This window comes from uncultured Maribacter sp. (genome assembly GCF_963974015.1).
In the GTDB taxonomy this organism is placed as follows: domain Bacteria; phylum Bacteroidota; class Bacteroidia; order Flavobacteriales; family Flavobacteriaceae; genus Maribacter.
Genome location: NZ_CAXBBZ010000001.1, coordinates 198,187 through 224,076, shown reverse-complemented (window position 1 = coordinate 224,076; position 25,890 = coordinate 198,187). Strand labels below are relative to the sequence as shown.

General features: G+C 34.9%; 22 protein-coding genes. 10 read left to right on the top strand and 12 right to left on the bottom strand.

Annotated features, from left to right (window positions below; all coding sequences use genetic code 11):
• Positions 1-10: 10 nt before the first annotated feature.
• On the top strand, positions 11-1,555 hold the full coding sequence (locus tag AACZ41_RS00975; protein ID WP_339625586.1) for a glycine--tRNA ligase: 1,545 nt from the start codon (positions 11-13) through the stop codon (positions 1,553-1,555).
• 1 nt (position 1,556) lies between these two features.
• On the opposite strand, the gene AACZ41_RS00970 is transcribed toward AACZ41_RS00975, so the two are convergent.
• Together AACZ41_RS00970 and AACZ41_RS00965 are read right to left on the bottom strand one after the other, a co-directional pair.
• On the bottom strand, positions 1,557-3,644 hold the full coding sequence (locus AACZ41_RS00970) for a TonB-dependent receptor (protein ID WP_339625584.1): 2,088 nt from the start codon (positions 3,642-3,644) through the stop codon (positions 1,557-1,559).
• A 27-nt stretch (positions 3,645-3,671) separates the two neighbouring features.
• Positions 3,672-4,193 carry a hypothetical protein gene (locus AACZ41_RS00965; RefSeq protein WP_339625582.1) on the bottom strand — a complete coding sequence of 174 codons (522 nt, stop codon included), beginning with the start codon at positions 4,191-4,193 and terminating at the stop codon, positions 3,672-3,674.
• Positions 4,194-4,319: 126 nt separating this feature from the next.
• Between AACZ41_RS00965 and AACZ41_RS00960 the strand changes: the two genes are divergently transcribed.
• On the top strand, positions 4,320-5,084 hold the full coding sequence (locus tag AACZ41_RS00960) for an exodeoxyribonuclease III (protein WP_339625580.1): 765 nt from the start codon (positions 4,320-4,322) through the stop codon (positions 5,082-5,084).
• 73 nt (positions 5,085-5,157) lie between these two features.
• Positions 5,158-6,198: an aldo/keto reductase gene (locus tag AACZ41_RS00955; protein ID WP_339625578.1), complete on the top strand. Its 1,041-nt coding sequence runs from the start codon at positions 5,158-5,160 to the stop codon at positions 6,196-6,198.
• A 105-nt stretch (positions 6,199-6,303) separates the two neighbouring features.
• On the opposite strand, the gene radA is transcribed toward AACZ41_RS00955, so the two are convergent.
• From radA to panC, 6 genes are all read right to left on the bottom strand, one after another.
• A complete protein-coding gene (gene radA, locus AACZ41_RS00950) occupies positions 6,304-7,665 on the bottom strand; it encodes a DNA repair protein RadA (protein ID WP_339625576.1) in 1,362 nt (453 codons plus the stop codon).
• Between the two features lie 73 nt (positions 7,666-7,738).
• Complete coding sequence (locus AACZ41_RS00945) at positions 7,739-7,909, bottom strand: hypothetical protein (protein WP_177170922.1); 171 nt, start codon at positions 7,907-7,909, stop codon at positions 7,739-7,741.
• A gap of 44 nt (positions 7,910-7,953) precedes the next feature.
• Positions 7,954-9,096, bottom strand: a complete 1,143-nt coding sequence (locus AACZ41_RS00940) for an alpha/beta hydrolase-fold protein (RefSeq protein WP_339625571.1) — start codon at positions 9,094-9,096, stop codon at positions 7,954-7,956.
• Between the two features lie 27 nt (positions 9,097-9,123).
• The gene (locus AACZ41_RS00935; RefSeq protein WP_339625569.1) at positions 9,124-10,089 is read right to left on the bottom strand and encodes a lysylphosphatidylglycerol synthase transmembrane domain-containing protein; all 966 of its coding nucleotides are present in this window, start codon (positions 10,087-10,089) and stop codon (positions 9,124-9,126) included.
• 2 nt (positions 10,090-10,091) lie between these two features.
• On the bottom strand, positions 10,092-10,442 hold the full coding sequence (gene panD / locus AACZ41_RS00930) for an aspartate 1-decarboxylase (protein ID WP_339625567.1): 351 nt from the start codon (positions 10,440-10,442) through the stop codon (positions 10,092-10,094).
• 13 nt (positions 10,443-10,455) lie between these two features.
• Positions 10,456-11,301 (bottom strand): pantoate--beta-alanine ligase, encoded by an 846-nt coding sequence (gene panC, locus AACZ41_RS00925; protein ID WP_339625565.1) that lies wholly within the window; start codon positions 11,299-11,301, stop codon positions 10,456-10,458.
• Between the two features lie 102 nt (positions 11,302-11,403).
• Between panC and AACZ41_RS00920 the strand changes: the two genes are divergently transcribed.
• The 7 genes from AACZ41_RS00920 (at position 11,404) to AACZ41_RS00890 (ending at position 22,683) form a co-directional block, all read left to right on the top strand.
• Positions 11,404-12,213, top strand: coding sequence for a glycogen/starch synthase (locus tag AACZ41_RS00920; RefSeq protein ID WP_339625563.1), 810 nt, complete (start codon positions 11,404-11,406; stop codon positions 12,211-12,213).
• Between the two features lie 5 nt (positions 12,214-12,218).
• On the top strand, positions 12,219-14,129 hold the full coding sequence (locus AACZ41_RS00915) for a DUF4270 family protein (RefSeq protein ID WP_339625560.1): 1,911 nt from the start codon (positions 12,219-12,221) through the stop codon (positions 14,127-14,129).
• Positions 14,130-14,282: 153 nt separating this feature from the next.
• Positions 14,283-16,127 carry a glutamine--fructose-6-phosphate transaminase (isomerizing) gene (glmS, locus tag AACZ41_RS00910; protein ID WP_339625558.1) on the top strand — a complete coding sequence of 615 codons (1,845 nt, stop codon included), beginning with the start codon at positions 14,283-14,285 and terminating at the stop codon, positions 16,125-16,127.
• A gap of 192 nt (positions 16,128-16,319) precedes the next feature.
• Positions 16,320-19,103 carry a TonB-dependent receptor gene (locus AACZ41_RS00905; RefSeq protein WP_339625556.1) on the top strand — a complete coding sequence of 928 codons (2,784 nt, stop codon included), beginning with the start codon at positions 16,320-16,322 and terminating at the stop codon, positions 19,101-19,103.
• 20 nt (positions 19,104-19,123) lie between these two features.
• On the top strand, positions 19,124-20,656 hold the full coding sequence (locus AACZ41_RS00900; RefSeq protein WP_339625554.1) for a G-D-S-L family lipolytic protein: 1,533 nt from the start codon (positions 19,124-19,126) through the stop codon (positions 20,654-20,656).
• Positions 20,657-20,823: 167 nt separating this feature from the next.
• On the top strand, positions 20,824-22,332 hold the full coding sequence (gene atpD / locus AACZ41_RS00895; protein ID WP_339625552.1) for a F0F1 ATP synthase subunit beta: 1,509 nt from the start codon (positions 20,824-20,826) through the stop codon (positions 22,330-22,332).
• Between the two features lie 72 nt (positions 22,333-22,404).
• Entirely contained in the window at positions 22,405-22,683 is a 279-nt protein-coding gene (locus AACZ41_RS00890; protein WP_339625550.1) for a F0F1 ATP synthase subunit epsilon, read from the top strand.
• A gap of 54 nt (positions 22,684-22,737) precedes the next feature.
• Here AACZ41_RS00890 and AACZ41_RS00885 read toward each other — a convergent pair whose 3' ends face one another.
• The 4 genes from AACZ41_RS00885 to AACZ41_RS00870 form a co-directional block, all read right to left on the bottom strand.
• Positions 22,738-22,944: a helix-turn-helix transcriptional regulator gene (locus AACZ41_RS00885; protein WP_339625548.1), complete on the bottom strand. Its 207-nt coding sequence runs from the start codon at positions 22,942-22,944 to the stop codon at positions 22,738-22,740.
• A gap of 2 nt (positions 22,945-22,946) precedes the next feature.
• Entirely contained in the window at positions 22,947-23,459 is a 513-nt protein-coding gene (locus tag AACZ41_RS00880; RefSeq protein ID WP_339625546.1) for a hypothetical protein, read from the bottom strand.
• Between the two features lie 79 nt (positions 23,460-23,538).
• Positions 23,539-24,072 carry a GNAT family N-acetyltransferase gene (locus AACZ41_RS00875; RefSeq protein ID WP_339625544.1) on the bottom strand — a complete coding sequence of 178 codons (534 nt, stop codon included), beginning with the start codon at positions 24,070-24,072 and terminating at the stop codon, positions 23,539-23,541.
• Complete coding sequence (locus AACZ41_RS00870) at positions 24,073-25,869, bottom strand: PDZ domain-containing protein (protein ID WP_339625542.1); 1,797 nt, start codon at positions 25,867-25,869, stop codon at positions 24,073-24,075.
• Between the last annotated feature and the right edge of the window lie 21 nt (positions 25,870-25,890).

Here is a 25,890-nt window from a genome sequence, read left to right as displayed (position 1 = left end):
TTTTTGCCGCATGGCAAAGCAAGAAGATGATTTTAAGCGTGTAATATCTCACGCAAAGGAATATGGTTACGTATTTCAATCAAGTGAAATTTACGATGGTTTAAGTGCTGTATATGACTATGGTCAGAATGGTGTTGAGCTAAAAAAGAATATTCGCGAATATTGGTGGAAAGCCATGGTACAGCTCAATGATAATATTGTTGGGTTAGATGCAGCAATTTTTATGCATCCAACGACATGGCAAGCCTCTGGTCATATTGATGCCTTTAATGATCCATTAATAGATAATAAGGATTCTAAAAAAAGATATAGAGCAGATGTTTTGGTGGAAGATTACGTAGCGAAAATAGATGCTAAAATTGAAAAAGAGGTTAGCAAAGCTCAAAAACGTTTTGGTGATGCTTTTGACAAGAATACATTTTTGGGAACGAATCAACGAGTAGTTGAATATCAAGAACAAGGAAAAACCATTTTAACAAGATTAGGGAAATCTCTGCAGAACGAAGATTTGGCAGATGTAAAAGCACTAATTGAAGAATTGGATATTGCATGCCCAATGTCTGGTTCTAAAAACTGGACAGACGTTAAGCAATTCAACCTTATGTTTGGCACAAAATTAGGTGCCAATGCAGAAAGTGCGATGGACTTATTTCTTAGACCAGAGACAGCTCAAGGTATTTTCGTTAACTTTCTAAATGTTCAAAAATCTGGACGTATGAAAATTCCTTTCGGAATTGCACAGACCGGTAAGGCTTTTAGAAATGAAATTGTTGCTAGACAATTTATTTTTAGAATGCGTGAATTTGAACAAATGGAAATGCAATTCTTTATTCAGCCTGGCACGCAAAAAGAATGGTATGAAATCTGGAAAGAGAAGCGAATGAAATGGCATTTATCTTTAGGTTTAGGACAAGATAATTACCGTTTTCATGATCATGAAAAATTGGCGCATTATGCTGATGCTGCTGCTGATATAGAATTTCGTTTTCCCTTTGGTTTTAAAGAATTGGAAGGAATACATTCCCGTACCGATTTTGATTTAAGTAGTCACGAGAAATTTTCAGGTAAAAAATTGCAATACTTCGATCATGAAGTAAATAAAAATTATGTTCCTTACGTACTTGAAACTTCAATAGGTTTAGATAGAATGTTTTTGGCGGTATTCTCAAATTCTCTTAAGGAAGAAGAATTGGAAAATAATACCACCAGAACTGTTCTTAAGTTGCCAGCGGTTTTAGCTCCTGTTAAAGCAGCTATTTTACCATTACTTAAGAAAGATGGGTTGCCAGAGGTAGCTCAAAGCATTGTAGATGAGCTTAAATGGGACTTTAACGTTACTTATGATGAAAAAGATGCTGTGGGTAGACGTTATAGAAGACAAGATGCCAATGGAACTCCATTTTGTATTACGGTAGATCATCAAACTTTAGAGGATCGAACTGTAACCATTAGACATAGAGATTCTATGGAGCAAGAGCGCGTAGCAATTTCTGATTTAAACGGTATCATACATGCTGCTGTTGACATGAAGACTTGGTTGAAAAAAATGGAATAAGCTAAAGCGTATAGCTTAGTTTTAAACTTCCATAATAATTTATATTGTTCCCAGGGTAGAAATACCTTGGGGCATTTCCCCCAAAGCTACTAGCATTTATCAACACGGATTGTGCATACTTGGTATCTGTTAAATTGTTGACACCAAAATCTAATCCGAGCAATAGTTTCTCTAAAATCTGTTTCTTGTACCCTAATTTTACGTTGAGTAAATTAAACGATTTACTATAAAGAGTGTTGCCATCTGTCAACGGAATCTCATCTATAAATTGATGGGTAATATTGGCATAAAGGCCATTGCCGAATGTAGTCTGTAGTCCTGTGTTTAATTTATGTTTTGGAACACCTGTTAATGAATTTCCACTATAATCTTCATTTACTTCTTCATCAATAAATTCAACAAAAGAATGATTGTTGAATGTATAGCTTACGAATGGGGTAAGCAGTATTTTATTTGAAATATTAAATTTATAATTCCAATCTAAATCAATTCCTTGATGCTTTGTCTTACCGGCATTACGGCCAATATACTGGTCTTCTCCAACCCTTTTCGCAACAAGTAGATTTTTTATTGGCATTAAATAGATAGCAATATCTAGTTTCATCCTATCATCCTTGCTTTTATGTTCAATACCGAGTTCGTAATTTGTTCCAGTTTCTTGTACTATATCAGGATTTATTATTCCCTCGGGGGTTAAGGTTTCTTCTAAACTAGGGTTTGAAAAACCACGACTAATATTAGCATACAATTGACTTGTTGTTGTAATCGAATAGTTAACATCTAAACTAGGTAAGAAAAGTGTTTTAAAATCTCTATCAGCACTAGCATTTGTTTCTCCAGTATTATATAAATCTCTAAAATCATATTGTGTTTTATTAACATTTAAGCCCAACTGCGCTGTCAGTTTTGTTGTAAAAGGATATAAGATGGTGGCGAAACTATTTACTTGATTTCTAAATTCCTTGTTTTTAGATAACCTATCACCTTGTAAACTTCCATTGCCATTGTTTTCCTCATAAAGATTTTGAAAAGTTCCCCAGGTATATTCATCCTTATATAATTCTCCACCAATAGTATAGGAAAATAAGTTTTCAGAAATATTTAGATTTCCAGAGAATAAGGTTCGTATGCCGAAACCATTTGTGTATTCGTCGAGAATATTAAATGGTGCAGGTTCGTAGTGATCCAAATAGGTGTAAAATAAACTAGTCGTATTTTTTAATTTAGTACTCGCTTTATAGGTATGCGTGAGACCAATAAGGCTATAGTTGTTATCCTCATAACCTTTTGACGATTTCCATGTAAATGCTGCTTTTGTAGGGTTTTCATCAAAATCTGCTTGACTAATAGAACTTGCTATTTGAGCTGAATAGTCAATATGATTTACTAATAGGCCTATTTCGCTTTTCTTTGATAATTTAAAAATTGAATTTAAAAGGATTCCGTCACGTTCGAATCTATTATTGTCACGATAGCCATCAATTTCCATATGTCCATATTGTAAGGTCATATAAAATTCATCTTGGGTATGGGTAAAACCTAAACTATTTTTAAACAACCCGTATGATCCTAATGTAGTATTATTAGTGAATTTAGTGGGTTGGTTGCTTAATTGTTTGGTGTTTAAAATTATAGCACCACCTAAATTAGTGCCAAACCCTGTTCCCTTAGGGCCTTTTATAATTTCAACAGATGTAAGATTTTCCAAATCAAAAGCTTCAATAGTTGATGAGCCGGTTCCGTTGGTAATAGGAATGTTATTGTAGTAAAGTCTTAATTTGTCAGTGCCATAAAGTGTTCTTGAACCTACGCCTCTAATGGTAATTCTATTTGTATTTAAAGCTCCAGATAAAGCATATAACCCCGAAACTTGATTGATGGAGCTAATGAAATCAACCGGACTATAGTTTTCGAAAATTTTTGCTCCAATTATTTGTGATGGAATAATGCCTATCGCGTTTTTTGCGGTAAGTGTGTCAATTAATATAACTTCATCTAATTCGGTAATGCTATCTTTTACAGATTTAGTTTGTGCACTTGCACTGAAATAGAATATTAATAGAGGAATAAAAAAAAGCGATTTTTTCATAGAAAATTAAAACCTTAAAAATACCTATTAAAAACGGAAACCTAATGAAAGACCAGCCCTGAACATCAAGTCATTTTGAAAATCTTCGGGATTAATATTTCTGCCCAGTCCGCCATTTAATTCAATGGTGAATTTTTGACTTCTCGTGGCCCATTTGTAACCACCTCCAAGACCAAGGGCAATGGTAGAATAATCATAATTTCTGTCGCCTAAGTTTTCAGAATCTACGTCATCTTCCCCTGTGTAGTATAGCCCGAATACTTCAGCAAAAAGACCGCTTTTAGGTCCATATCCAAAATAAGCTCTTAAATTGGGGCCAATACCAAAATTGCCATTGTAATCTGTAGCTTTACCATCAAAATACAGTGTTCCGCCGATACTGGTGTCTTCATTGATATAATATTCATAACCGAATTCTAACGAAGTTGTTACCAGAAATTGACCAATGTTCAACTTTACCTCATGGCTATTTTCATTATTATAATAAGCCTGTGAAAATGAAGAAGTAGTTATAAAAACTAATAGAACGGAAAATATAAACTTGTTCATGTGAAGTTATTGTGTAATAATAATTGGGATAAAAAATAATTTAAAGCTGTGAAATTATGATTTTAATGGAAAGTATACACCTTTAATCTACAAGTCTTTTTTATTTTTAGACCAAAATCCATATCGATGAAAATCATATCCTATAATGTAAATGGAATTAGGGCAGCACTAAGAAAAGGATTTTTAGATTGGTTGGGTGCCGTTTCACCCGACGTTGTTTGCCTACAAGAAATAAAAGCCAATGAGGAACAATTGGATCTTTCTTTGTTCGAAGAGGCTGGGTACAAATATAATTATTGGTTTAGTGCTCAAAAGAAGGGCTATAGTGGTGTTGCAATACTTTCTAAATCTAAACCCGATGCTGTAGTATTTGGTACTGGTATTGAATATATGGATTTTGAGGGTAGAAATATTAGGGCAGATTTTGGGGATATATCAATCATGAGCATGTATTTGCCTTCTGGTACAAATATTCAACGACTAGATCATAAACTTATGTATATGTCAGATTTTCAAGAGTATACAAATGAATTGCGCAAAACAAATCCGAATCTTATAATTCTTGGTGATTATAATATTTGTCATGAGGCAATAGATATTCATAACCCGGTTGGTTTAAAGAATGTATCAGGATTTTTACCGGTAGAGCGTAAATGGATTGGTGATTTTATCGAAAGTGGTTTTATAGATAGTTTTAGGGAATTCAATTCTGAGCCAGATAATTATACATGGTGGAGTTATAGGGCAAATTCAAGAAATAATAATAAAGGATGGCGATTAGATTATGGTATGGTGGCAAAATCCTTAAAAAATCGATTATCTCGTTCGGTAATTTTATCTGGCGCTAAGCATAGTGACCATTGCCCTATTTTGATAGAGATAGATAGTTAGGCGTATGAGTCACAGTTGACCTCAATATATTTAGTAGTTTTGCGTTTTAATTATTCAAAAAAATTAAAGATTAATGATTTATACCAATTTACCACATACCGATATTGAAGTAAGTAAAATATGCTTGGGAACAATGACCTGGGGAAACCAGAACACGGAAGCCGAAGGTCATGAGCAAATCAATTTTGCAGTGGATAAAGGGATAAATTTCTTAGATACAGCAGAATTATATCCAATACCTGCCCATAAAGATAGATATGCAGCCACAGAGAAGATTATCGGTAATTGGTTCAAGAAGAATGGAAATAGGGAAGATATTGTTCTGGCATCGAAAATAGCGGGAAAGGCTGAGATGTCTAAATTCATTCGTACAACCGGTTTTACACGCGAATCTATTATTGAGGCTGTTGAGGGTAGTTTGGGAAGATTACAAACTGATTATATTGATTTATATCAATTACATTGGCCAGATCGTAGTACCAATTATTTCGGACAAAGAGGCTTTACAAATGATATAACAGATTATTGGGAAGATAATATTCATCAGGTTTTAGAGACATTAAGAGATTTAATTCGAGAGGGTAAAATCAGACATGTAGGTGTATCAAATGAAACCCCATGGGGGATGATGCGTTTTTTAGAGGAAAGTAAAGTTCACGGTACATTACCAAGAACGATAACAGTTCAAAATCCATATAGTCTTTTAAACAGATTGTTTGAAGTTGGCATGTCAGAAATATCAGCTAGGGAACAAGTTGGCTTGTTGGCATATTCTCCATTAGGCTTCGGTGCTTTAAGTGGTAAATATTTAGGTGATCGTATGCCAGAGGGCTCACGTTTAGCTCTTTTTCCTAATTATAGTAGATATGTTGGTGCCACTGCCGTAGAGGCAACAAAAAAGTATTATGAACTGGCACAGGCAAATGGTCTTACTTTGGCACAAATGTCATTGGCATTTGTAAATTCTAGGTCTTTTGTGACTAGCACTATTATTGGAGCTACAACATTACGTCAATTAGAAGAGAATATCGGAAGTATAGATGTTACCTTATCTGATGATATTCTAAAAGAAATTGAAGCAATACAGAATTTAATACCTAACCCTGCACCGTAATATGGAAAGTCTTGTTCTTTTAAAGGTTGGTTTTTGGCAAATAGTGGTTATACTGGTCGTGGTAATAGTTATTATGGTATTTGCAAGGATAATGCGGGATAAACGTTAACCGAATAGGTTGCGGGCAACTTCTTCAATTTTAGAGGCCAATAGTATTTTTATCTTTGTTGATTTGAGGCCTATCTTATTGTTTTTGGACACTATAATTGTGTTGTAGCCTAATTTTTCTGCTTCTAAAATACGTTGCTCTACACGTTGAACAGGTCTAATTTCGCCTGCCAAACCAACCTCTGCGGCAAAACAGGTTCCTTTGTCTATCGGTATGTCTTCATTGCTCGATAGTATTGCCGCAACTACCGCCAAATCAATAGCTGGATCATCAACAGATATTCCACCGGTAATATTTAAGAATACATCTTTTGCGCCTAATTTAAAACCAGCACGTTTTTCTAAAACTGCCAACAACATATTTAACCGTTTGGCATTGTAGCCTGTAGTGGATCGTTGAGGTGTGCCATATACCGCAGTACTAACCAGTGCTTGTATTTCAATAAGGAGAGGACGCATACCTTCTACCGTTGAAGCGATTGCAGTACCGCTTAATCCATCATCATTTTTAGAAATTAGTACTTCAGATGGGTTATTAACTTCCCTTAATCCACTCCCTTGCATTTCATAAATACCAAGTTCTGCTGTAGAGCCAAATCTATTTTTTAAAGACCTTAGTATGCGATAGACGTAATTTCTGTCACCCTCAAACTGCAACACAGTGTCTACCATATGTTCCAGAATTTTAGGTCCTGCAATAGAGCCATCTTTGGTTATATGGCCAATGAGAATTACAGGTGTATTTGTTTCTTTGGCAAATTTTATAAGTTCAGCAGTGCACTCACGTATTTGTGAAATACTACCTGCAGCAGATTCGATATATTCTGAATGTAGAGTTTGAATTGAATCTATAACTACAATATCCGGCTCTGTGGCCTCAATCTGTTTAAAGATATTTTGAGTTTTAGTCTCTGTTAGAATAAGGCAGGTTTCACTATTTGGGTGAATTCTATCGGCCCGCATTTTAATCTGCTTCTGACTTTCCTCACCAGAAACGTATAATGTTTTATAAGGAAGTTTTAGGGCAATCTGAAGTAAAAGGGTACTTTTTCCTACCCCAGGTTCTCCACCTAATAAAACTAAAGCTCCAGGTACTAGTCCGCCACCTAAAACCCTGTTGAACTCAAGGTCGAAGGTATTTAAGCGAATCTCTTTTTCAATGCTAATTTCATTGACCAAAAGAGGTTTAGATACTCTTTTTGAAGTTTGTGAAGGTAATTTCCAATTTACCTTTTCCTCCTTTTGTACAACTTCTTCTACAACGGTATTCCATTGTTTACAGGCAGAACATTGTCCTACCCATTTAGCATACTGTGTTCCGCAATTTTGACAAAAAAATGCAGTTTTTGTTTTGGCCATCTTTAGCTTTTACTGAAAGAGCTAAAGGTAACAAGAAGTTTGAAATGAGCGGATATCGCTTAGTGATTAAGCGTTAATAATCTTGTGAATTTTCTTTTTTATGAGCACTAAATGCTAAGAAAAAGGATGCCCAAGCCATGAATAGGGCAATACCACTGTAGGGAATAATAAAATCTCCTTTCAATCCAAAATAGGTAAACAGTACTCCGGAAAAGACGAAATACATCGCGTTAATTTTTATCATAATAAGTAGGTTGGGCTAATTTGGGAACTAGCTGTTTAAATATATTAATACCCGAAATCGGCTTTTAATGCGTCCATTTTTTCAAGGGCCATTTCTTTAGTTAAAAAATCTATTTCTTCCATTTGAAAAGCTTTTTCAAATGTTTTAAGCGCTTTTTTAGGTTCTCCTAATTGCTCATAATATTCAGCTTCAAAATAAAAGCCGAGCATAGTTTCAGGATATTCTTTTTTACAAAGATCAGAAAGTGGTTTTAATGACTCAAAATCTTCTTTTTTTCTCGACGCTGCGTAAATTGCCATGATATCATTAAGTTCTACAGGCTTGCTAAATCCAAATATGTCAACAATGCCTTGGTATTTGCTTTCTAAATAATTGAAAACCGGTTCTTCACTTGTAAGTATCTGCGTTTTATATTCTTTAGGACTAATAGGTTTAAACATGCCGAAAATATTATCAAAAGCTTTGCCTATACCATATGTAGCTACCGAAATGTGGTCGGCATTTTTATATTCATCAAAATAGTAATGTAATGATTCTTTTTCCAAAGCTTTAATGCCTTGGTTCATAGCTGCTATTCGTTGAGTGCCCTTGTTTTGTTCACCTTCTACTATAATTTGATAGAATATTTGATTTTCAAATGTATTAAGTCTCATTGGTACTCTTTTTTCCATTTCTGGAGCAAGAGTAGGTGAAATACTTATATAGGCATCAAAGATTGAATTATCCTTAAATAACCAGTAATTCATAAAATTAGCAGTGATGTCATAACCAACAATCATTTTGAAAGGAGCCGTACTATAGTTTAAATCTAAATATGGAATAAGTTCCATGCCAATAAACTCATAAAAGCTTTTGCCTTTTTCAGAAGGTAAACCGCTTTCAGCATCAAATGCACAATCTTCATATCTTAAATCCTCCTTGCTTTGATCTATGCCAACAACAATACTTTGAGGCATACCATGAAAACGACTATAGAACTTTGATGAGGCTACAACTTGTTCAAAAAGATATTCTCCATCAAGCACTATAATGAGAGGATACTTTTTGTCCACATCCATATTTTCAGGAAAATGGTAATGTACGTCTCGTCTTTCTTGAAGTTTAAACGACTCAAAAATCTCTTGAGTTGTTTGAGAATAGGATATTGCGCCAAATAAAAGTGCGAAAATTATGGATACATAACGCATATATGGTAATTGTAAATAGTAAGAATACTATTTGATTCTGTTCAATAACGGTAATAAAATAAAAGATATTGCACCAAAAACAACTATCATTAATGTCTGGGCAATCCAAATTATCCAGCCGAAGGCATCACCAGAGACGGTACTGATGCCAAAAATAGTTAAAGCACTACTAACGGCGATTGGGTAGAGACCTATGCCTCCATTCGTGGTTGCCATAGCGAAAGCGCCAGCTACAAAGGCTACAAGCAATTGACTAAGTGTAAGGGAAATAGTTTCGGGTACCGTAAACTTTATTATCCATAGCATACCTATATAGCATCCCCAAATGAACAAAGTGTGAAAAATGAAAAGCCACTTATGCTTCATTTTAAAAATACTGAAAACACCATCAAGTAATCCCTTTACAAAAGTTTTGATTTTCTGTGCAAATGCATTTTTTGATTTTTTAATCAGTGCAACGAATAAAATGAATAATATAATTACTGAGCCAGCAAGTATAAGAAGGCCATTTAAATTAAAGCCGCGTTCTTGAAGCATGTCCATTATTACATCTGTCTGTAATAAAAATGTTATTAGAATAATTAAAAGCAGCATTATAACATCTATGACCCTTTCGGTAACTATAGTGCCAAATCCTTTTTCAAAAGGTACATTTTCATATGTGGTGAGTGCTGTAGCTCTCAAGACCTCACCTGTTCTTGGAATGCCAAGATTTGCAAAATAGGAAATTAATATTATTAATATATTATTGATAATACGAGGTTTGTAACCTAAAGGTTCTAAGAGATAATTCCATCGAACTGCCCTGGAAATATGACCTAAAATACCTAAAAACACAGAAAGTAAAACGTAAAAAGGGTCTGCTTCTTTAATATAAAAGATTATTTCTTTTCTATTTTCTGGTGTAGTAGAATTATAAGAATACCAAACTAAAAAAACTCCCAATGCAATTGGGAGTATAATCTTTAGATTTTTTTTTAGAGTACTTGTCAAGATTAAGTCAATAAATTATTTTCTTCATTTGGAAACACCAATGACGGATTGAATTTTTTTGCTTCTTCAATATCCATCCAAGTATACGAAATTAAAATAAGTACATCGCCTACCGAAACTTTTCTTGCAGCAGCGCCGTTTAAAGTGATTTCTCCACTTTTTCTTGGTCCTGGAATAATATAGGTTTCAAGGCGCTCTCCGTTATTATTGTTTACGATCTGTACTTTTTCACCACGTACAAAATTTGCGGCATCCATAAGATCTTCATCAATAGTAATGCTTCCTATGTAATTAAGGTCTGCGCCAGTTACTTTTACTCGATGTATTTTTGATTTTACTACTTCTACTTGCATAATGCAAAATTAATTAATTGAGGGCAATATTATCTATAAGTCTTACACCCTCTACATAAACAGCAATAAAGGCCCTATATTTTATATCAATATTTTTATTCTTTGCTGGGGTCAAAGTTTCAACATCGGTAATTTCAAAATATTCTAGTTTAAAATCTGCATTGTTATCAAATTGCTTTGCTATCCAATCTTTAACTTTTAATACACTTTCCATGCCAAATTTATATTTGGCGGTCTTCAAGGTTTCGTAAATGAATGCAGCATTTTGTCGTATTGTTGTGCTCAACCTTTCATTTCGAGAACTCATGGCTAAGCCGTGATTTTCACGTACTATTTCGCAGCCAATAATCTCAACAGGTATTTTCTGTATTTCTACGAGCTTTTGGATAATACGTAATTGTTGAAAATCTTTCTCACCGAAATAGGCTCTAATTGGTTTGATAAGATTAAAGAGAGTTTCAACGATTGTACCGACCCCGTTGAAGTGATTATCTCTAAATTCACCTTCCATAACTTTATCAAGCCCAGCAAAATTATAAATTTTGGTTTTCACATGGTTATTGTAGATTTCGGAAACAGAAGGAGCAAAAACGATTATTTCACTTGAAATAGTGGAAATTAAATTAATATCGTTTTCTAAAGTTTTTGGATATTTTTCGAGATCTTCCGAATTATTAAATTGGGTTGGGTTTACGAAAATGCTAACAACTACTTTTTTATTTTCTGACAAGGCCTTTTCTAAAAGAGACATGTGTCCTTGATGAAGTGCTCCCATTGTCGGTACTAAGCCAATATCTGACGAGTCATCAATTTTATTTAGTTCGCTCCTAAGCTCATTTATGGTCTTAACTACCAGCATTGAAAAGTTCATTAGCGAGCAAACTTACTATAATTACGGCTAATCTCTATATTTTTTGTAATTTTGCAGTTACGTTCCAGTGAAAAATAAAATATAACCTTTATGAATGGTAAAAAGATATTGTTTGTATCTTCTGAATTAGTTCCTTACTTACCCGAAAACGAAGTTTCTTTAATGTCTTATGAAGCGCCTAGGATGGTCAACAGCAATGGTGGTCAAATCAGGATATTCATGCCAAGATATGGGAATATCAATGAAAGAAGGCATCAATTGCATGAAGTAATTCGGCTTTCCGGAATGAATTTGGTAATTAATGATATGGATATGCCATTAATCATTAAGGTAGCATCTATCCCAAAAGAAAGAATACAAGTTTACTTTATAGATAACGAAGAGTACTTTAAGCGTAAAGCAACATTTACTGATAAGCAAGGAAATCTTTTTCCAGATAATGATCAACGTGCAATTTTCTTCGCCAAAGGTGTTATGGAAACTGTGAAGAAATTGAATTGGTCGCCTGATATTATTCATGTACATGGATGGATGGCCAGCTTGTTGCCGTTGTATTTGAAAAAATTCTATGCGGATGAGCCACTTTTTGCTGACAGTAAAATTGTATTGTCTGTTTATGGTAAAACCTTTGAAGGTTCTTTAGATAAGGATATGGTCAAAAAAATCGCATTTGATGGTATACCCAATGAGGCAATTGCATCTTTAGCAGATCCTACCTATAATAATTTGTTAAAGATAGCTGTTGATTATTCTGATGCTATTATTTTAGCATCGGAAGACATTCCAGAAGAATTAGAAAACCATATTTCCAACCAAGAAAAACCAGTGTTGCCATATGTACCCGTTCAAGAATTTGAGGAGGCATATGCTAATTTTTATAACACAGAAGTTTTAAAATAATCTGAATGAATTTTTTTGATAATTCCGCTACTCCCAAATTTTTGGGAATGATATTGATATTTGGTTTTTTGGTATCATGTGAACAAGATTTAACCACTATTGGTGCTGGCGTTGTAGGCAATGAGCCTTTTACTACAGGTCAAGAAACATATGATGTTTTTGTTTATAATAAGAATATTGAAGCGGTACAAACTAATAAATTGCCAATATATCAGTTAGGTGTTTTCAATGACCCAATATATGGTAAAACTAATGGGTCGGTAACATCTCAAATGTTTCTTAGTACAGTTAATCCTATTTTCGGGGCTTTATCTCAAGAGAAAGAAGATAAAGCTGGTAGCTCTGGCGAGTCTATAACCACCATTGAGGAAAATGAAACTGTAAAAGAAGTATATCTTTATATTCCGTTTTTAACTAAAAGTATAGCTACGGATACTGATGGCGATGGCGTAGTTGACGAATTTGATGAAAAGCCAAGTGAGGATAATGATAATGATGGTGATGGAGTTTTAAATTCAGTTGAAACTGCATCAAGTACAGATCCTTTAGATATTAATAGCGTTGATGAAGATAGAGATGGATTAAATGACGGAGATAATGCGCCTATTTTTACTAATAACTTTGCGAAAAAGATTGAATTGGATAGCATTTATGTTAATGGTGCCAATTATGACATTGTTTCAAAATCTGTTATTCCTTCATTTGGTCTTAAGGTTGAGAGATCAACTTTTTTTCTTCGTGATTTAGATCCGAACACTAATTTTCAAGAATCGCAAGAGTATTTTTCAAATCAGGAATTTTCTCCTGCATTCGTTTCAGATTTGTTGTTTGAAGGTGTTGTTGAAATCAACGATAAAGAAATATTAATCGCCAATGACGATGATTCAACAACTGAAGATGTAGATGAATCTTTAACTTTCAGTAAACTTGGCCCAGGTATTCGAATTCCTTTAAATAATGAATTTTTTCAAAACAATATTTTGGATAAAGAAGGAAGTTCTGAATTGTTGAGTCAATCTAACTTTACCGATTTCATAAGAGGTTTGCATTTTTCTATTGAAGATGGAACGGGTGATGATGTGATGCTTCTTTTTGATTTAAAAAGTACAAATATTACTATGACATACACTTATAGTAGTTATAATACTAATGGCACTACCGATATTACTAGTGATGATACTCCTAATGAAATAAAAGAAAAAGATTTTGTTTTTTCATTCTTATCACAACTTCAAAGTGGCTCCGTAACTGGGAATGCTGTAAACTCAATTATAACAGAAAATTATGGGCCTCAAATTATACAAGCTTTAAATAACACAGAAAACGCTTCAAGAATTTATTTAAAGGGTGGGCCTGGTACTTATGCTGAAATTAATTTGTTTGAAGAAAATGGAGGCGAGAATATTGTTGAACAAATACGAAGTGAAAATTGGGTGATTAACGAGGCCAATCTCGTTTTTTATATTGACAGAAATCAATTAGATGCAAATGGTAGTGAATTAGATCCTCCTAGACTTTATTTATATAATGCAGAAAATTATTTTTCATTGATAAACCCTAATACGGAGCAGACTGATCTTACAGTAAACTCGTTGTTTGGGACGTATTTAAATTATGACGGTATTATTGAGAAGTCGAATGGAAAAGGCGTTAAGTATTCAGTAAAAATAACTGATTACATCAATAACTTGGTGGTTCGAGATTCTGTAAACGCAACATTGGCTTTAACGTTGTCATCTAATATTCAAAATTGGAATGTTGCTGAGGCTAAGGTTGGCGGCGTTGAAAAAAGGATTGCGACAACTTCTAATTTAACCCCTCTAGGTACTGTCTTATACGGTAGTAATCTTCAGGTTACTGACCCCGATTATGATAAGAGATTAAAGCTTGAAATATTTTATACAAAGGCCAATTAAGTAAAATTTAATCATAGATTTTTGCTTTTTTTCAGCTAAACATATCATTTTAAAGAATATTCGCGTTATACATCTTAAATGGGTTAATTTCTATTCACATTAACTTAATTTCGTGGTAAATTATTTTGCTTAAAATCATCAAACAAAAGTATTATGTGTGGAATTGTAGGTTATATAGGTTATAGGGATGCTTTTCCTATTATAATAAAAGGTCTTCAGCGTTTAGAATATCGTGGGTACGATAGTGCTGGGATTGCGTTGTTCGATGGTAATCAAATTAACCTTGCCAAAACTAAAGGTAAAGTAGAAGATTTAAAGAATAAGGCTAAGGGTATTTCTCAAAACGGAAGTATTGGTATTGGTCATACACGTTGGGCTACACATGGTGTTCCAAATGATGTAAATTCTCATCCACATTATTCGAATTCTGGCGAATTGGTAATTATCCATAATGGAATCATAGAAAATTATGAGGCTATTAAGCAAGAATTAACTAAAAGAGGATATACCTTTCACTCTGATACGGATACTGAGGTTTTGGTCAATCTTATTGAAGAGGTTAAGAAAACAGAAAATGTAAAATTAGGTAAGGCTGTACAAATTGCTTTAAATCAAGTTGTCGGGGCTTACGCTATTGCAGTTTTTGATAAGCAAAAGCCTGATGAAATCGTAGTTGCGAAATTAGGTAGCCCATTAGCGATTGGTATTGGTGAAAATGAATTTTTCATAGCTTCAGACGCTTCCCCATTTATAGAGTTCACAAATAATGCAGTTTATCTTGAAGATGAGGAAATGGCTATTATTAGGTTGGGTAAAGAAATTAAATTAAGAAAAATAAAAGATGATTCAGTTGCATATCCTAGAATTTTAGAATTGCAAATGAATTTAGAGGAAATTGAAAAAGGTGGTTATGACCACTTTATGTTAAAAGAGATTTACGAACAACCAAGAGCGATTAAAGACACATATAGAGGTCGTTTGTTAGCGGATCAAGGTTTGATTAGAATGGCAGGAATTGACCAGAATATGGAAAAATTCCTAAATGCTAATAGAATTATTATTGTTGCATGTGGTACTTCATGGCATGCTGGGTTGGTTGCTGAATATATATTTGAAGATTTAGCGAGAATACCTGTAGAAGTAGAATATGCTTCAGAGTTTAGATATAGAAATCCTGTTATTACTGACAAGGATATTTTGATTGCTATTTCTCAATCGGGAGAAACAGCAGATACTTTGGCGGCAATTAAACTTGCTAAAGAAAAAGGTGCTTTTGTTTTCGGAGTTTGTAATGTGGTCGGTTCGTCAATTGCTAGGGAAACCGATGCAGGAGCATATACGCATGCTGGACCAGAGATAGGAGTAGCTTCTACAAAAGCTTTTACAACGCAAATAACAGTGCTTACGCTAATTGCCTTAAAATTGGCAAAAGCAAAAGGGGTTTTCTCAGAATCAAGATATCACGAATATTTAACGGAATTAGAGACTATACCTAGCAAAGTTGAAAAGTCATTACAGTCAAATACCTTGATTGAAATCATTGCCGATGTATATAAGGATTCGACAAATTGTCTTTATTTAGGAAGAGGATATAATTTTCCGGTTGCCTTGGAAGGTGCTCTTAAGTTAAAAGAAATAAGTTATATTCATGCAGAAGGTTATCCAGCTGCAGAAATGAAGCATGGTCCAATAGCATTGATTGACGAGCATATGCCGGTTTTCGTAATAGCGACCAAAAAGGGTCATTATGAAAAGGTAGTAAGTAACATTCAGGAAATTAAATCAAGAAAAGGTAAAATTATAGCTATTGTTACTGAAGGTGATGAGCAAGTTAGAGATTTGGCCGATCATGTTATTGAAGTGCCAGAAACTTTAGAAAGTTTAACCCCATTGTTGACTACTATACCATTACAATTGCTTTCCTACCATATTGCGGTAATGAGAGGTTGTAATGTGGATCAACCAAGAAACCTTGCAAAATCGGTAACGGTGGAATAAACTTAAGCGAATTATAAAAAAAAGGGACATGAAATATTTCATGTCCCTTTTTTTGTATTGCACATTTGTCAAAATACAATGGTAAAAATTATCATAATAATATTATGCGTGCATAATTTATTTCAAATTACTATAATCCATTTGAAATAATCTGTATCTTGGGCCCAAACTAATTTTAAACTTTAATTAAGAATGAGAGCAATACTACTTATAGCATTGATGGCTATTGGTACTTTTGGGTTTTCCCAGACCAATATCAATGGTACTGTTGTTGATCAAAACAACGAGCCTATCCCCGGGGCCAATATCGTTATTGTTGGCAAAACTATTGGAACTGTAACTGATTTTGACGGTAATTTTAATTTAGCTACTTCTGAAGTTCCACCTTTTAAAATAGAAATTTCCAGTATAGGTTACTCTAGCAATAGCGAGACTATTACTGGTAATAATCAAACATTGACTATCACTTTAAATGAGTCACAAACTTTTTTAGATGAGGTTGTAATATCAGCATCTAGAACACCTGAACGTATCTTTGAATCACCTGTAACCGTTGAACGTATGGGGCTCGAGACTATAAAGAGTACCACTGCTGCAGACTTTTATGGCGGACTCGAAAATTTAAAGGGTGTAGATGTCAATACCAATAGTTTAACCTTTAAATCAGTTAACACAAGAGGTTTTGCATCTTTTGCCAATACACGTTTTATGCAGTTGGTAGATGGTATGGATAATTCTACGCCAGCCTTGAACTTCCCTATCGGTAACTTGGTAGGTATGGTAGAAACTGACGTTTTAAGTGTGGAGTTGCTACCAGGTGCATCTTCAGCATTATATGGAGCAAATGCTTTTAATGGTATTTTATTCATGCGAAGTAAGAGTCCATTTGATTACGAGGGTATTAGCGTTTCTATCAAGCGTGGTATTACTTCTCAAAAAGCTGCCGGTGACAACGCATATACAGATTTCGGAATAAGAGCGGCACATAAATTTAGTGACAAATTCGCGGCAAAGGTAAATTTCGGGTACTTGAAAGGTACTGATTGGGCTGCAACAAGTGAAGTTGATAAAACAACTGTTGGTGGAACAAGAGCAGATTTGAACTATGACGGTATAAACGTTTATGGCGATGAAGTGTCAACAGATATTAAAGGTGTAGCGCTCACTCTTGAAGGTTTAGGTATTTTGCCTGCTGGAGCTAATGCTCTAGTACCCTCTCAAGTTGTAAGTAGAACGGGTTATAATGAAAGCGATCTTACCAACTATAATGCTGAAAGCATTAAAGCTGATTGGGGGTTGTACTATAGACCTATTGAAGATAATAGTTTAGAACTTTCTTATGTTGGTAAAGTAGGTACTGGTAATACTATTTACCAAGGTACTAATAGATATAATATTAAAGGTTTTTTTCAAGAACAGCATAAGTTGGAAATTAAGAATGACAACTTTTTTGTAAGAGGGTATTTGGTTGGCGATAAATCAGGTGATTCCTACGATATGGTTTTTACCGGTATTAATATCAATAGAGCTTGGAAAGATGATAATACCTGGTTCGGAGAATATACAGGTGCTTATGTACTGGCAACCTTGTCTGGAGCAACTGATGAACAGGCTCATGCCGCGGCTAGAGCGCAAGCTGAGTCAGGTAGATATTTGCCAGGCACACCAGAATTTCAAGCGGCATTTGATAGAAGTGTTAATGACCCAAATTTAGCCACAGGTTCTAAGTTTCAAGATGCTTCAAAGTACTACCATGCAGATGCTAATTACAATTTTAGCCATTTAATCGATTGGGCGGAAATTCAAGTAGGGGGATCCTATAGACAATATAGCTTGAATTCTTCGGGGACTATTTATACTGACTCTGATGGGCCAATTAATTATTCTGAATACGGTATTTATTCGCAAGTGCAGAAAACGCTGCCTTTTGAAAATGAAAAAAGCTTGAAATTAACTGGTTCTATCCGTTATGATAAATCTGAATTCTTTGATGGATTTTTCTCTCCAAGGTTATCAGCTGGTTTCACATTAAATAGAAATCACAATATTAGAGCTTCGGCACAAACAGGATTCAGAAATCCTACTACTCAGGATCTTTTCATAGGCCTAAACGCTGGTAGAGCTATATTGGTGGGATCTGCTCCAGACAATTTAGATCGATATTCTAGCGACTTTACCGTAAGTGGAGGTGGCCAATTACTGGGCCAGCCAGCAACAATTTCCCAAACAGGTGCAGCAGCGTATAATAATTCATATTCTTTAGCTTCGGTTACGGAATTAGGTGCAACAGGAAATCCTGCTGTTTTAGAAGTAGCTAATCCAGATCTTATTAATCCTGAAAAAGTCACTTCATTTGAAATAGGGTATAGAGGTAAAGTTGAAAAATTAGTAATTGATTTTAGTACCTACTACAATAGCTATAAGGACTTTATTTCACAAGAAGTGGTTATTGCACCTTATTATGGTACTGTTGGTGATGGGGCATTGTCTGTTGCGGCAATTGCTAACGGTGATTATCAGGCATATAGTGCATATACAAATACAGATGCAGATGTAAATTCATATGGCGCATCTTTAGGTTTGAGTATGAAAGTGCTTGGTAATTTTGACTTAGAGGGTAGCTATACATACACGAAACTTGATTTTGACCGTGATGCTAATCCAGATGTGATGTTGAATTTCAATACACCAGAGCATAAGTTCAAGGCTTCCTTTGGAAATCAAGAATTGTTCGACAATTTTGGTTTCAATGTTTCTTACAGATTTAGTGATGATTACTTCTGGGAAGCTACTTTTGGAAACGGTGTGATTCCAGAGTTTCATGTAGTTGATGCTCAGATTAATTATGATGTTCCAAGTATTAAGTCTTCATTTAAATTGGGTGGCACCAATTTGACGAATAAGGAATATTATACTGCATTCGGTACCGGATTCATTGGGTCTATGTACTACCTGTCTTGGACAATTAACAACTAATTTTAAATCAGACTTTTGAAATGAAAAATTTTAAATTCATATATATAACTATTGGGATTTTAGCTTTTACAGCTTGTAATGATCCAGAAGACGTGGACATTGCTCCAGAAGTAATGGTTGAAGAGTCGGTTGAATTAACTGCTGGTTCCGCAGATTTTTCAAACTATGTTTCTATAGGAAATTCTTTAACTGCAGGTTTCACTGATGGTGCTTTATTTCAGGCAGGTCAAGAATTGTCCTTGCCTAATCTATTGTCCCAAAAGTTCAGCCTTGTTGGTGGCGGTAGTTTTACTCAACCCTTAACAAATGATAATCTAGGCGGACTTGCAGCTGGTGGTGCTAGGATACAAGATCCAAGATTGGTTTTTGGGGGTGCTGGTCCGGTAGGTTTAGAAACTTTAATTGGTCCTGTAACGGTTACAACAGATATTGCATTGAACAATCCAACAGGTCCTTTTAACAACTTGGGTGTTCCTGGTGCAAAAAGTTTTCATCTTTTAGCGCCTGGTTATGGCAATTTGGCAAATGTTTCTTTGGGTCTTGCAAATCCTTATGCCGTTAGACTAACAGGTACCACACCTAATGCAAGTGTTTTAGAGTTGGCGGTAGCGCAAGCACCTAGTTTCTTCTCTATTTGGGGCGGTGAAAATGACGTACTTGGTTACGCCACTTCCGGTGGAGATGGTACAAATCCTATTACTCCGGTTTCAGGAGCCCCTGGTGTTGGTTTTGATGGTAGTTATGGAGCATTGATCGCTACTTTGACTGCGGGAGGTGCACAAGGAGTGGTCGCCAATATTCCTAATGTCCTAAATATCCCGCATTTCACGACGGTACCTCATAATCCCGTGCCGTTGGATGCTGCAACAGCTGCTGCGGTAAATGGAGCCTATATACCATATAATGGTGGTTTACAAGCTGCATTTGGTGCTTTGGCCGGAACTGGGTTATTTACTCAGGAAGAGTTAGATGCGAGAACAATTAGTTTTGTTGAAGGAGCAAATAATGCTGTTGTTATAGAAGATGAAACGTTAACAGATTTAGGAGCAATCAATCCTGCATTTGCTGCACTACCAAAAATTAGACAAGCTACGGCTGATGATTTATTGGTATTACCTGCAGCTAGTTTTATTGGTACACTTGCTGTTGAAGGGAATCCTTTGACTGTAAATGGAGTAGCTATTCCTTTAGCCGACAAATGGGTGCTTTTGCCAAGTGAGCAAGAAGAAATCACGGCTGCAACCGAAGCATTTAATCAAATAATTGCGGCTACAGCAAGTCAGGCGGGCCTAGCTTTTGTAGATGCAAATTCTTTGTTGAATCAATTAGCTAATGGTGGTATTACAAGTGGGCAGTTCACATTAACCTCAAGTTTGGTTACTGGTAGCGCATTTTCTTTAGATGGAATTCATCCAACTGCAAGGGGTTATGCATTATTGGCCAATGAATTTATGAAAGCTATTGATGTAACATATGGTTCAAATTTTGAAGCTTCAGGTAATTTATTGAACGTCGGTGATTATCCTACCAACTTCTCTCCTATGCTTCAATAGAAACATATAGAATAGTAATATATAAAAGGTGCCTAATTGGCACCTTTTTACTTTTGTAAAAAAGGCAAAAAACAGTTTTTGTTTAAAACTGAATACTATATCTTTGCAGCCTGAAAATGAGAGCATTTTTAAGGTTATATTAAACGTAATACATAAACATAAAAGTAATGTCAAAAGTTACAGGTAAAGTTTCGCAAATCATTGGACCCGTGGTTGATGTAGAATTTCAATCAGGTGCTGATCTACCTAGAATCTATGATTCCTTGGAGATAATTAACAAGGATAAGTCTATTTTGGTATTGGAAGTACAATCTCATGTAGGTGAAAATACGGTTAGAACTATCTCTATGGATTCTACCGATGGTCTAAGTAGAGGTGTTGATGTGGTAGCTACTGGTAGTGCGATTCAAATGCCTGTTGGAGACGATGTATATGGTCGTTTATTCAATGTAATCGGTGATGCTATCGATGGTTTGGGTAATTTACCTAAATCAGGAAAAGATGGACTTCCAATTCACAGAGAAGCGCCAAAATTTGAAGATCTTACAACTACTACAGAGGTTTTATTTACGGGTATTAAAGTTATCGATTTAATTGAACCTTATGCAAAAGGTGGTAAAATTGGTTTGTTCGGTGGTGCAGGTGTTGGTAAAACGGTATTAATTCAGGAATTGATTAACAATATAGCCAAAGGGCATGGAGGTCTTTCTGTATTTGCAGGAGTTGGTGAAAGAACTCGTGAAGGAAATGATTTGCTTCGTGAGATGTTAGAGTCTGGAATTATAAAGTACGGAGATGATTTCATGCATTCTATGGAAGAAGGCGGATGGGATCTTTCGAAAGTAGATAAAAAGGTGATGAAAGATTCAAAAGCGACTTTCGTTTTTGGACAAATGAACGAACCACCGGGAGCACGTGCACGTGTGGCACTTTCAGGTTTGACAATTGCTGAGTATTTCCGTGATGGAGCAGGTGAAGGTCAAGGAAAAGATGTACTTTTCTTCGTAGATAATATTTTCCGTTTTACACAAGCAGGTTCAGAGGTTTCAGCTTTATTGGGTCGTATGCCTTCTGCGGTAGGATACCAACCAACCTTGGCAACAGAGATGGGTGCTATGCAAGAACGTATTACATCAACAAAGAGAGGTTCGATTACTTCTGTTCAGGCGGTTTACGTACCTGCAGATGATTTAACGGATCCAGCGCCAGCAACAACTTTTGCTCACTTAGATGCAACAACGGTATTGTCTCGTAAAATTGCAGAGCTAGGTATTTATCCTGCGGTTGATCCATTGGATTCTACTTCAAGGATTTTGACAGCTGAAATTTTAGGGAAAGACCATTATGCCTGTGCGCAGAGAGTAAAAGAACTTTTGCAACGTTATAAGGAGCTTCAAGATATTATTGCCATCTTAGGTATGGAAGAATTATCTGAAGAAGATAAATCTGCTGTTGGTAGAGCAAGACGTGTTCAACGTTTCTTATCTCAACCTTTCCACGTAGCAGAGCAGTTTACAGGTCTTAAAGGAGTTTTAGTAGATATTAAAGAAACTATTAAAGGGTTTAATATGATAATGGATGGTGAATTAGATCACTTACCAGAATCTGCTTTTAACCTTAAAGGTACTATTGAAGAGGCTATTGAAGCAGGTGAGAAAATGTTATCTGAAGCTTAAAACTAGTAAACGGTTTACAGTGCCAGTTTTGCTACTGAGTACTAAATACTGAATACTGAATACTAAAAAATTATGTATTTAGAAATTGTGTCACCAGAAGCCACATTATTTGCAGGTGAAGTTACTTCGGTAACCGTACCCGGTATTAATGGAGAGTTTCAAATGTTGAAAGATCACGCACCAATTGTATCTTTGTTACAAGATGGTAAGGTTAAAATTTCAGGTAATATATCTTTAGAAAGAGAGTACGCCTCAAAGTTTAGTAAAGATGCTGATGGAAATACGGTTTTACCGATTTCTAGTGGTACCATTGAGCTTAAGAACAATAAAGTTATTGTACTAGCAGATTAGCGAGTACATAACCTAATAAATAATAGAGGCTATGCTGAAAAGTGTAGCCTCTTTTTATTCCTTTTCATAAGCTAATATATCAGCTGGTTGACAATCTAACGCTTTACAAATTGCCCCTAAGGTAGAAAAACGAATAGCTTTTGCTTTACCTGATTTTAATATAGAAAGGTTAGCTTCTGTAATACCTATTATTTCGGCAAGTTCTTTACTCTTTAAATTGCGTTCTAGTAATACGTTATCTAGGTTTACGACTATGCCCATACTTATATAGTTAAGTCGTTTTCAGATTGCACGGTATATCCTGTTTTAAAAATGTTGGTCAGAAATAAGGAAATCACTCCAAATATTACCAGTAATATTAAATTATGAACATCTCCAAAATCTGTTTTTTTCATTATTGGGTAATGAATAAGAAAGTATAGAGCAGGTCCAATAATTAAGTTTAGAATGGTAAAGAATTTAAGATTGCGAATAATATCTTTATTGAATATTATTATTTCCTTTAAAGCTTTGAAAATATTTGAAAGAATATTAAAAAACAGAACTCCAAAAATTAGGATTATAGATATAGTTAGTATGTCACTAAATTGATAATTGCCTCTTATTGAAGATTCAATAAACGGAATTTTCATATCAAATCTTCCATTAAGTACGGTGAACCTATTGGTGCCAAAAGCAAATATGATATAGCTTAAAAATATCAACAAGAAAATTGATATAGTTCTAAAACTATAAAAGGAAAAACTAGAGAAAGATTTTGGTCCGAATATATTCATTTCAATATAATTGTTGTTTAACGATAACAAATATACAATAATTATCGAAAAACAATAATAAATGTGAAATTAAAATGAATTAAGAAGTCTTTAAAGAAATTAACTCCCAGTCTTGGCCTAAAGAATGGTAGGTGCAAATCTTTTCAAATCCCACCGAATAATGAGCCCCTAATGAGCGGCTATTCGTAGCATCGACCTCAGTAATAATGGCGTCGTAAGTTGGGTAAGAGACTTTTTTCATTGTTTCATATAAACCACTGAATATTCCTTGCTTTCTATGGGTTTTTGCCACACAAATTTGTCCCATGGTTATAAAATTCTGAATGTTATTACCTTCAAGTACGGTAAACATTGGTCTCAAAACAGAGATTTCATCTTTAAAATCTTCGGTCATAGACAAGGCATAGCCAACCACGTTATCATTATCCTTTGCTACAATATGTGGGCATGCCTCGTTCATTCTGGTAAGTAGATCTAGATTATGTTGCACGGTAACGAAACCTTCTTGTGCCATTTCTATAGCGGTTACCGAAGATTTTAAATTCATTTCCTGTAAGGATAGAATTTGTAACAACTCGTCTGTTGTTTTAGTTGTAGTATATTGGATATTCATTTATTCAATTTTCAACCAATCTTTGCGTTCCTTTAAAACCTTTTTCGAAAGCTTATCGCCATTTTTCTCTTGTAAACTTATGGCATAGCTTGGGTCTGACTCAAGAATCAATTCTGTATTTTTTTCTTGACCATCGCTTAAATATGTAACCGAAAGCATATCATTTGGTTTAAACTTTTTAACGAACGCATCAAATTGAATTCCATTTGGAAATGGTTTACCATTAATAGAGGTGATTACATCATCTTTATCTAAGCCTGCTTTATATGCCGGACTCCCTATTTTGGTATTACTTTGAATCTTACCATTTAAATCATCTGTTATGGAAACTGCGGCGCCAAAATAAGCAGTATTGTCATCTTGAGACAAAACAACACCAACAGAGCTAAATAGTTCATGATACTTAGGCATATCACTTTTATGGATATAGTTATTGAAGAAACTATTTCCGAATTCCTCACCAGCATATTGATTTAAGGATCGGTTCAAATTTTCTATGGTATAGGGCTTTTCAGTTTCCCCGTACGTTTTCCATACTTGTTTCATATAGTCATCTAAATTTAATCCTTTCTCCCTTAAAGAAAGGTCAAGGGCCAACCCCAATACACTGCCATAGGAATAATAAGAGATAAAGGTATTCTCCCTATTTACAGGGTCTACTGAAGTTGCTGCATCTACGAACGGAGCTTGATAACTCATTTCTATAGGATTAAAAAACTGTCTTGCTGGGGAATTCCAAACATAATTAAAAGTGCCTGTTAATCCTTCAACATATTTTTCAGGTGAAATTAGTCCAACCCTGCAGAGTATTAGATTAGTATAGTAGCTAGTGAAACCTTCGGCAAACCATAGCTCACCGCTCATATTGGCTTCTTCGAAATTAAAAGGTTCTAATGTCTTTGGGCGGATACGTTCAACATTCCAACTATGAAAAAATTCATGAGAGACCGTTCCAATATTTCCTTCCATACCGCCGTTTGCCAAGGTTCTGGTACTAGTTAATATAGTAGAATTTCTATGCTCCATACCATCACCGGACGCATTTGGTATGTAGCAAGCTAAAAAAGTATATAAGCCATAATCAAATGTAGGAAGTGTTCCAAAAACTTCCTTTTCAGCGATTACTACTTTTTTAACTTTTTCAAAATAGGTGTCTGCCTCATCTTCGGTTCCTGGGTCGTGTAGCGCAAACTTTACCGTTTGTCCATCGATATTGATTTCCCTTACTTTATGATTACTCAATTCTGTTGGGCTATCCATAAAATAATAAAGATTTGGTGCACTGTACGTGTTACCTTTTACATGAGGTAGTTGTGTAGCAACTTTCCATCCTAAATCTTCTCTTATTGAAAAATTGACATCGATTGTTCGTTCATTGAGAGTGGGAGCATACATAAAGGTTGCCGGTATATTTAAATGGGCATGGGTTTCATCAATCTGCGAATAGGTGCCATCACCTCTATTTGCAAATAAAGTGTACTTTATATTTACCTGTCCATCATGACCTGAAACCTTCCATTCATATGGATTCTCTCTTGTTGTTTTCAAAGAATTTCCTTTACCGTCGAACGCAGTAAAATTATAAACATTTTTAGCAAACTCATGCAATGCATAACGACCGGGTGAAGTTCTACTCATTCTTAGCGTTAAGGTGTCAGTAGATATATCCTTAAAAGTGGCAGAAATTACTGCCTCATGATGAACTGCATTATCAAAAGAAATAGAATAATTGTTGGTCTGTGCAGATAGTTGAATTGACTGAAAACAAAATAGAAGAATTAGGAGTAAGGATCGCATACAATGATTTTTGGCTAAGAT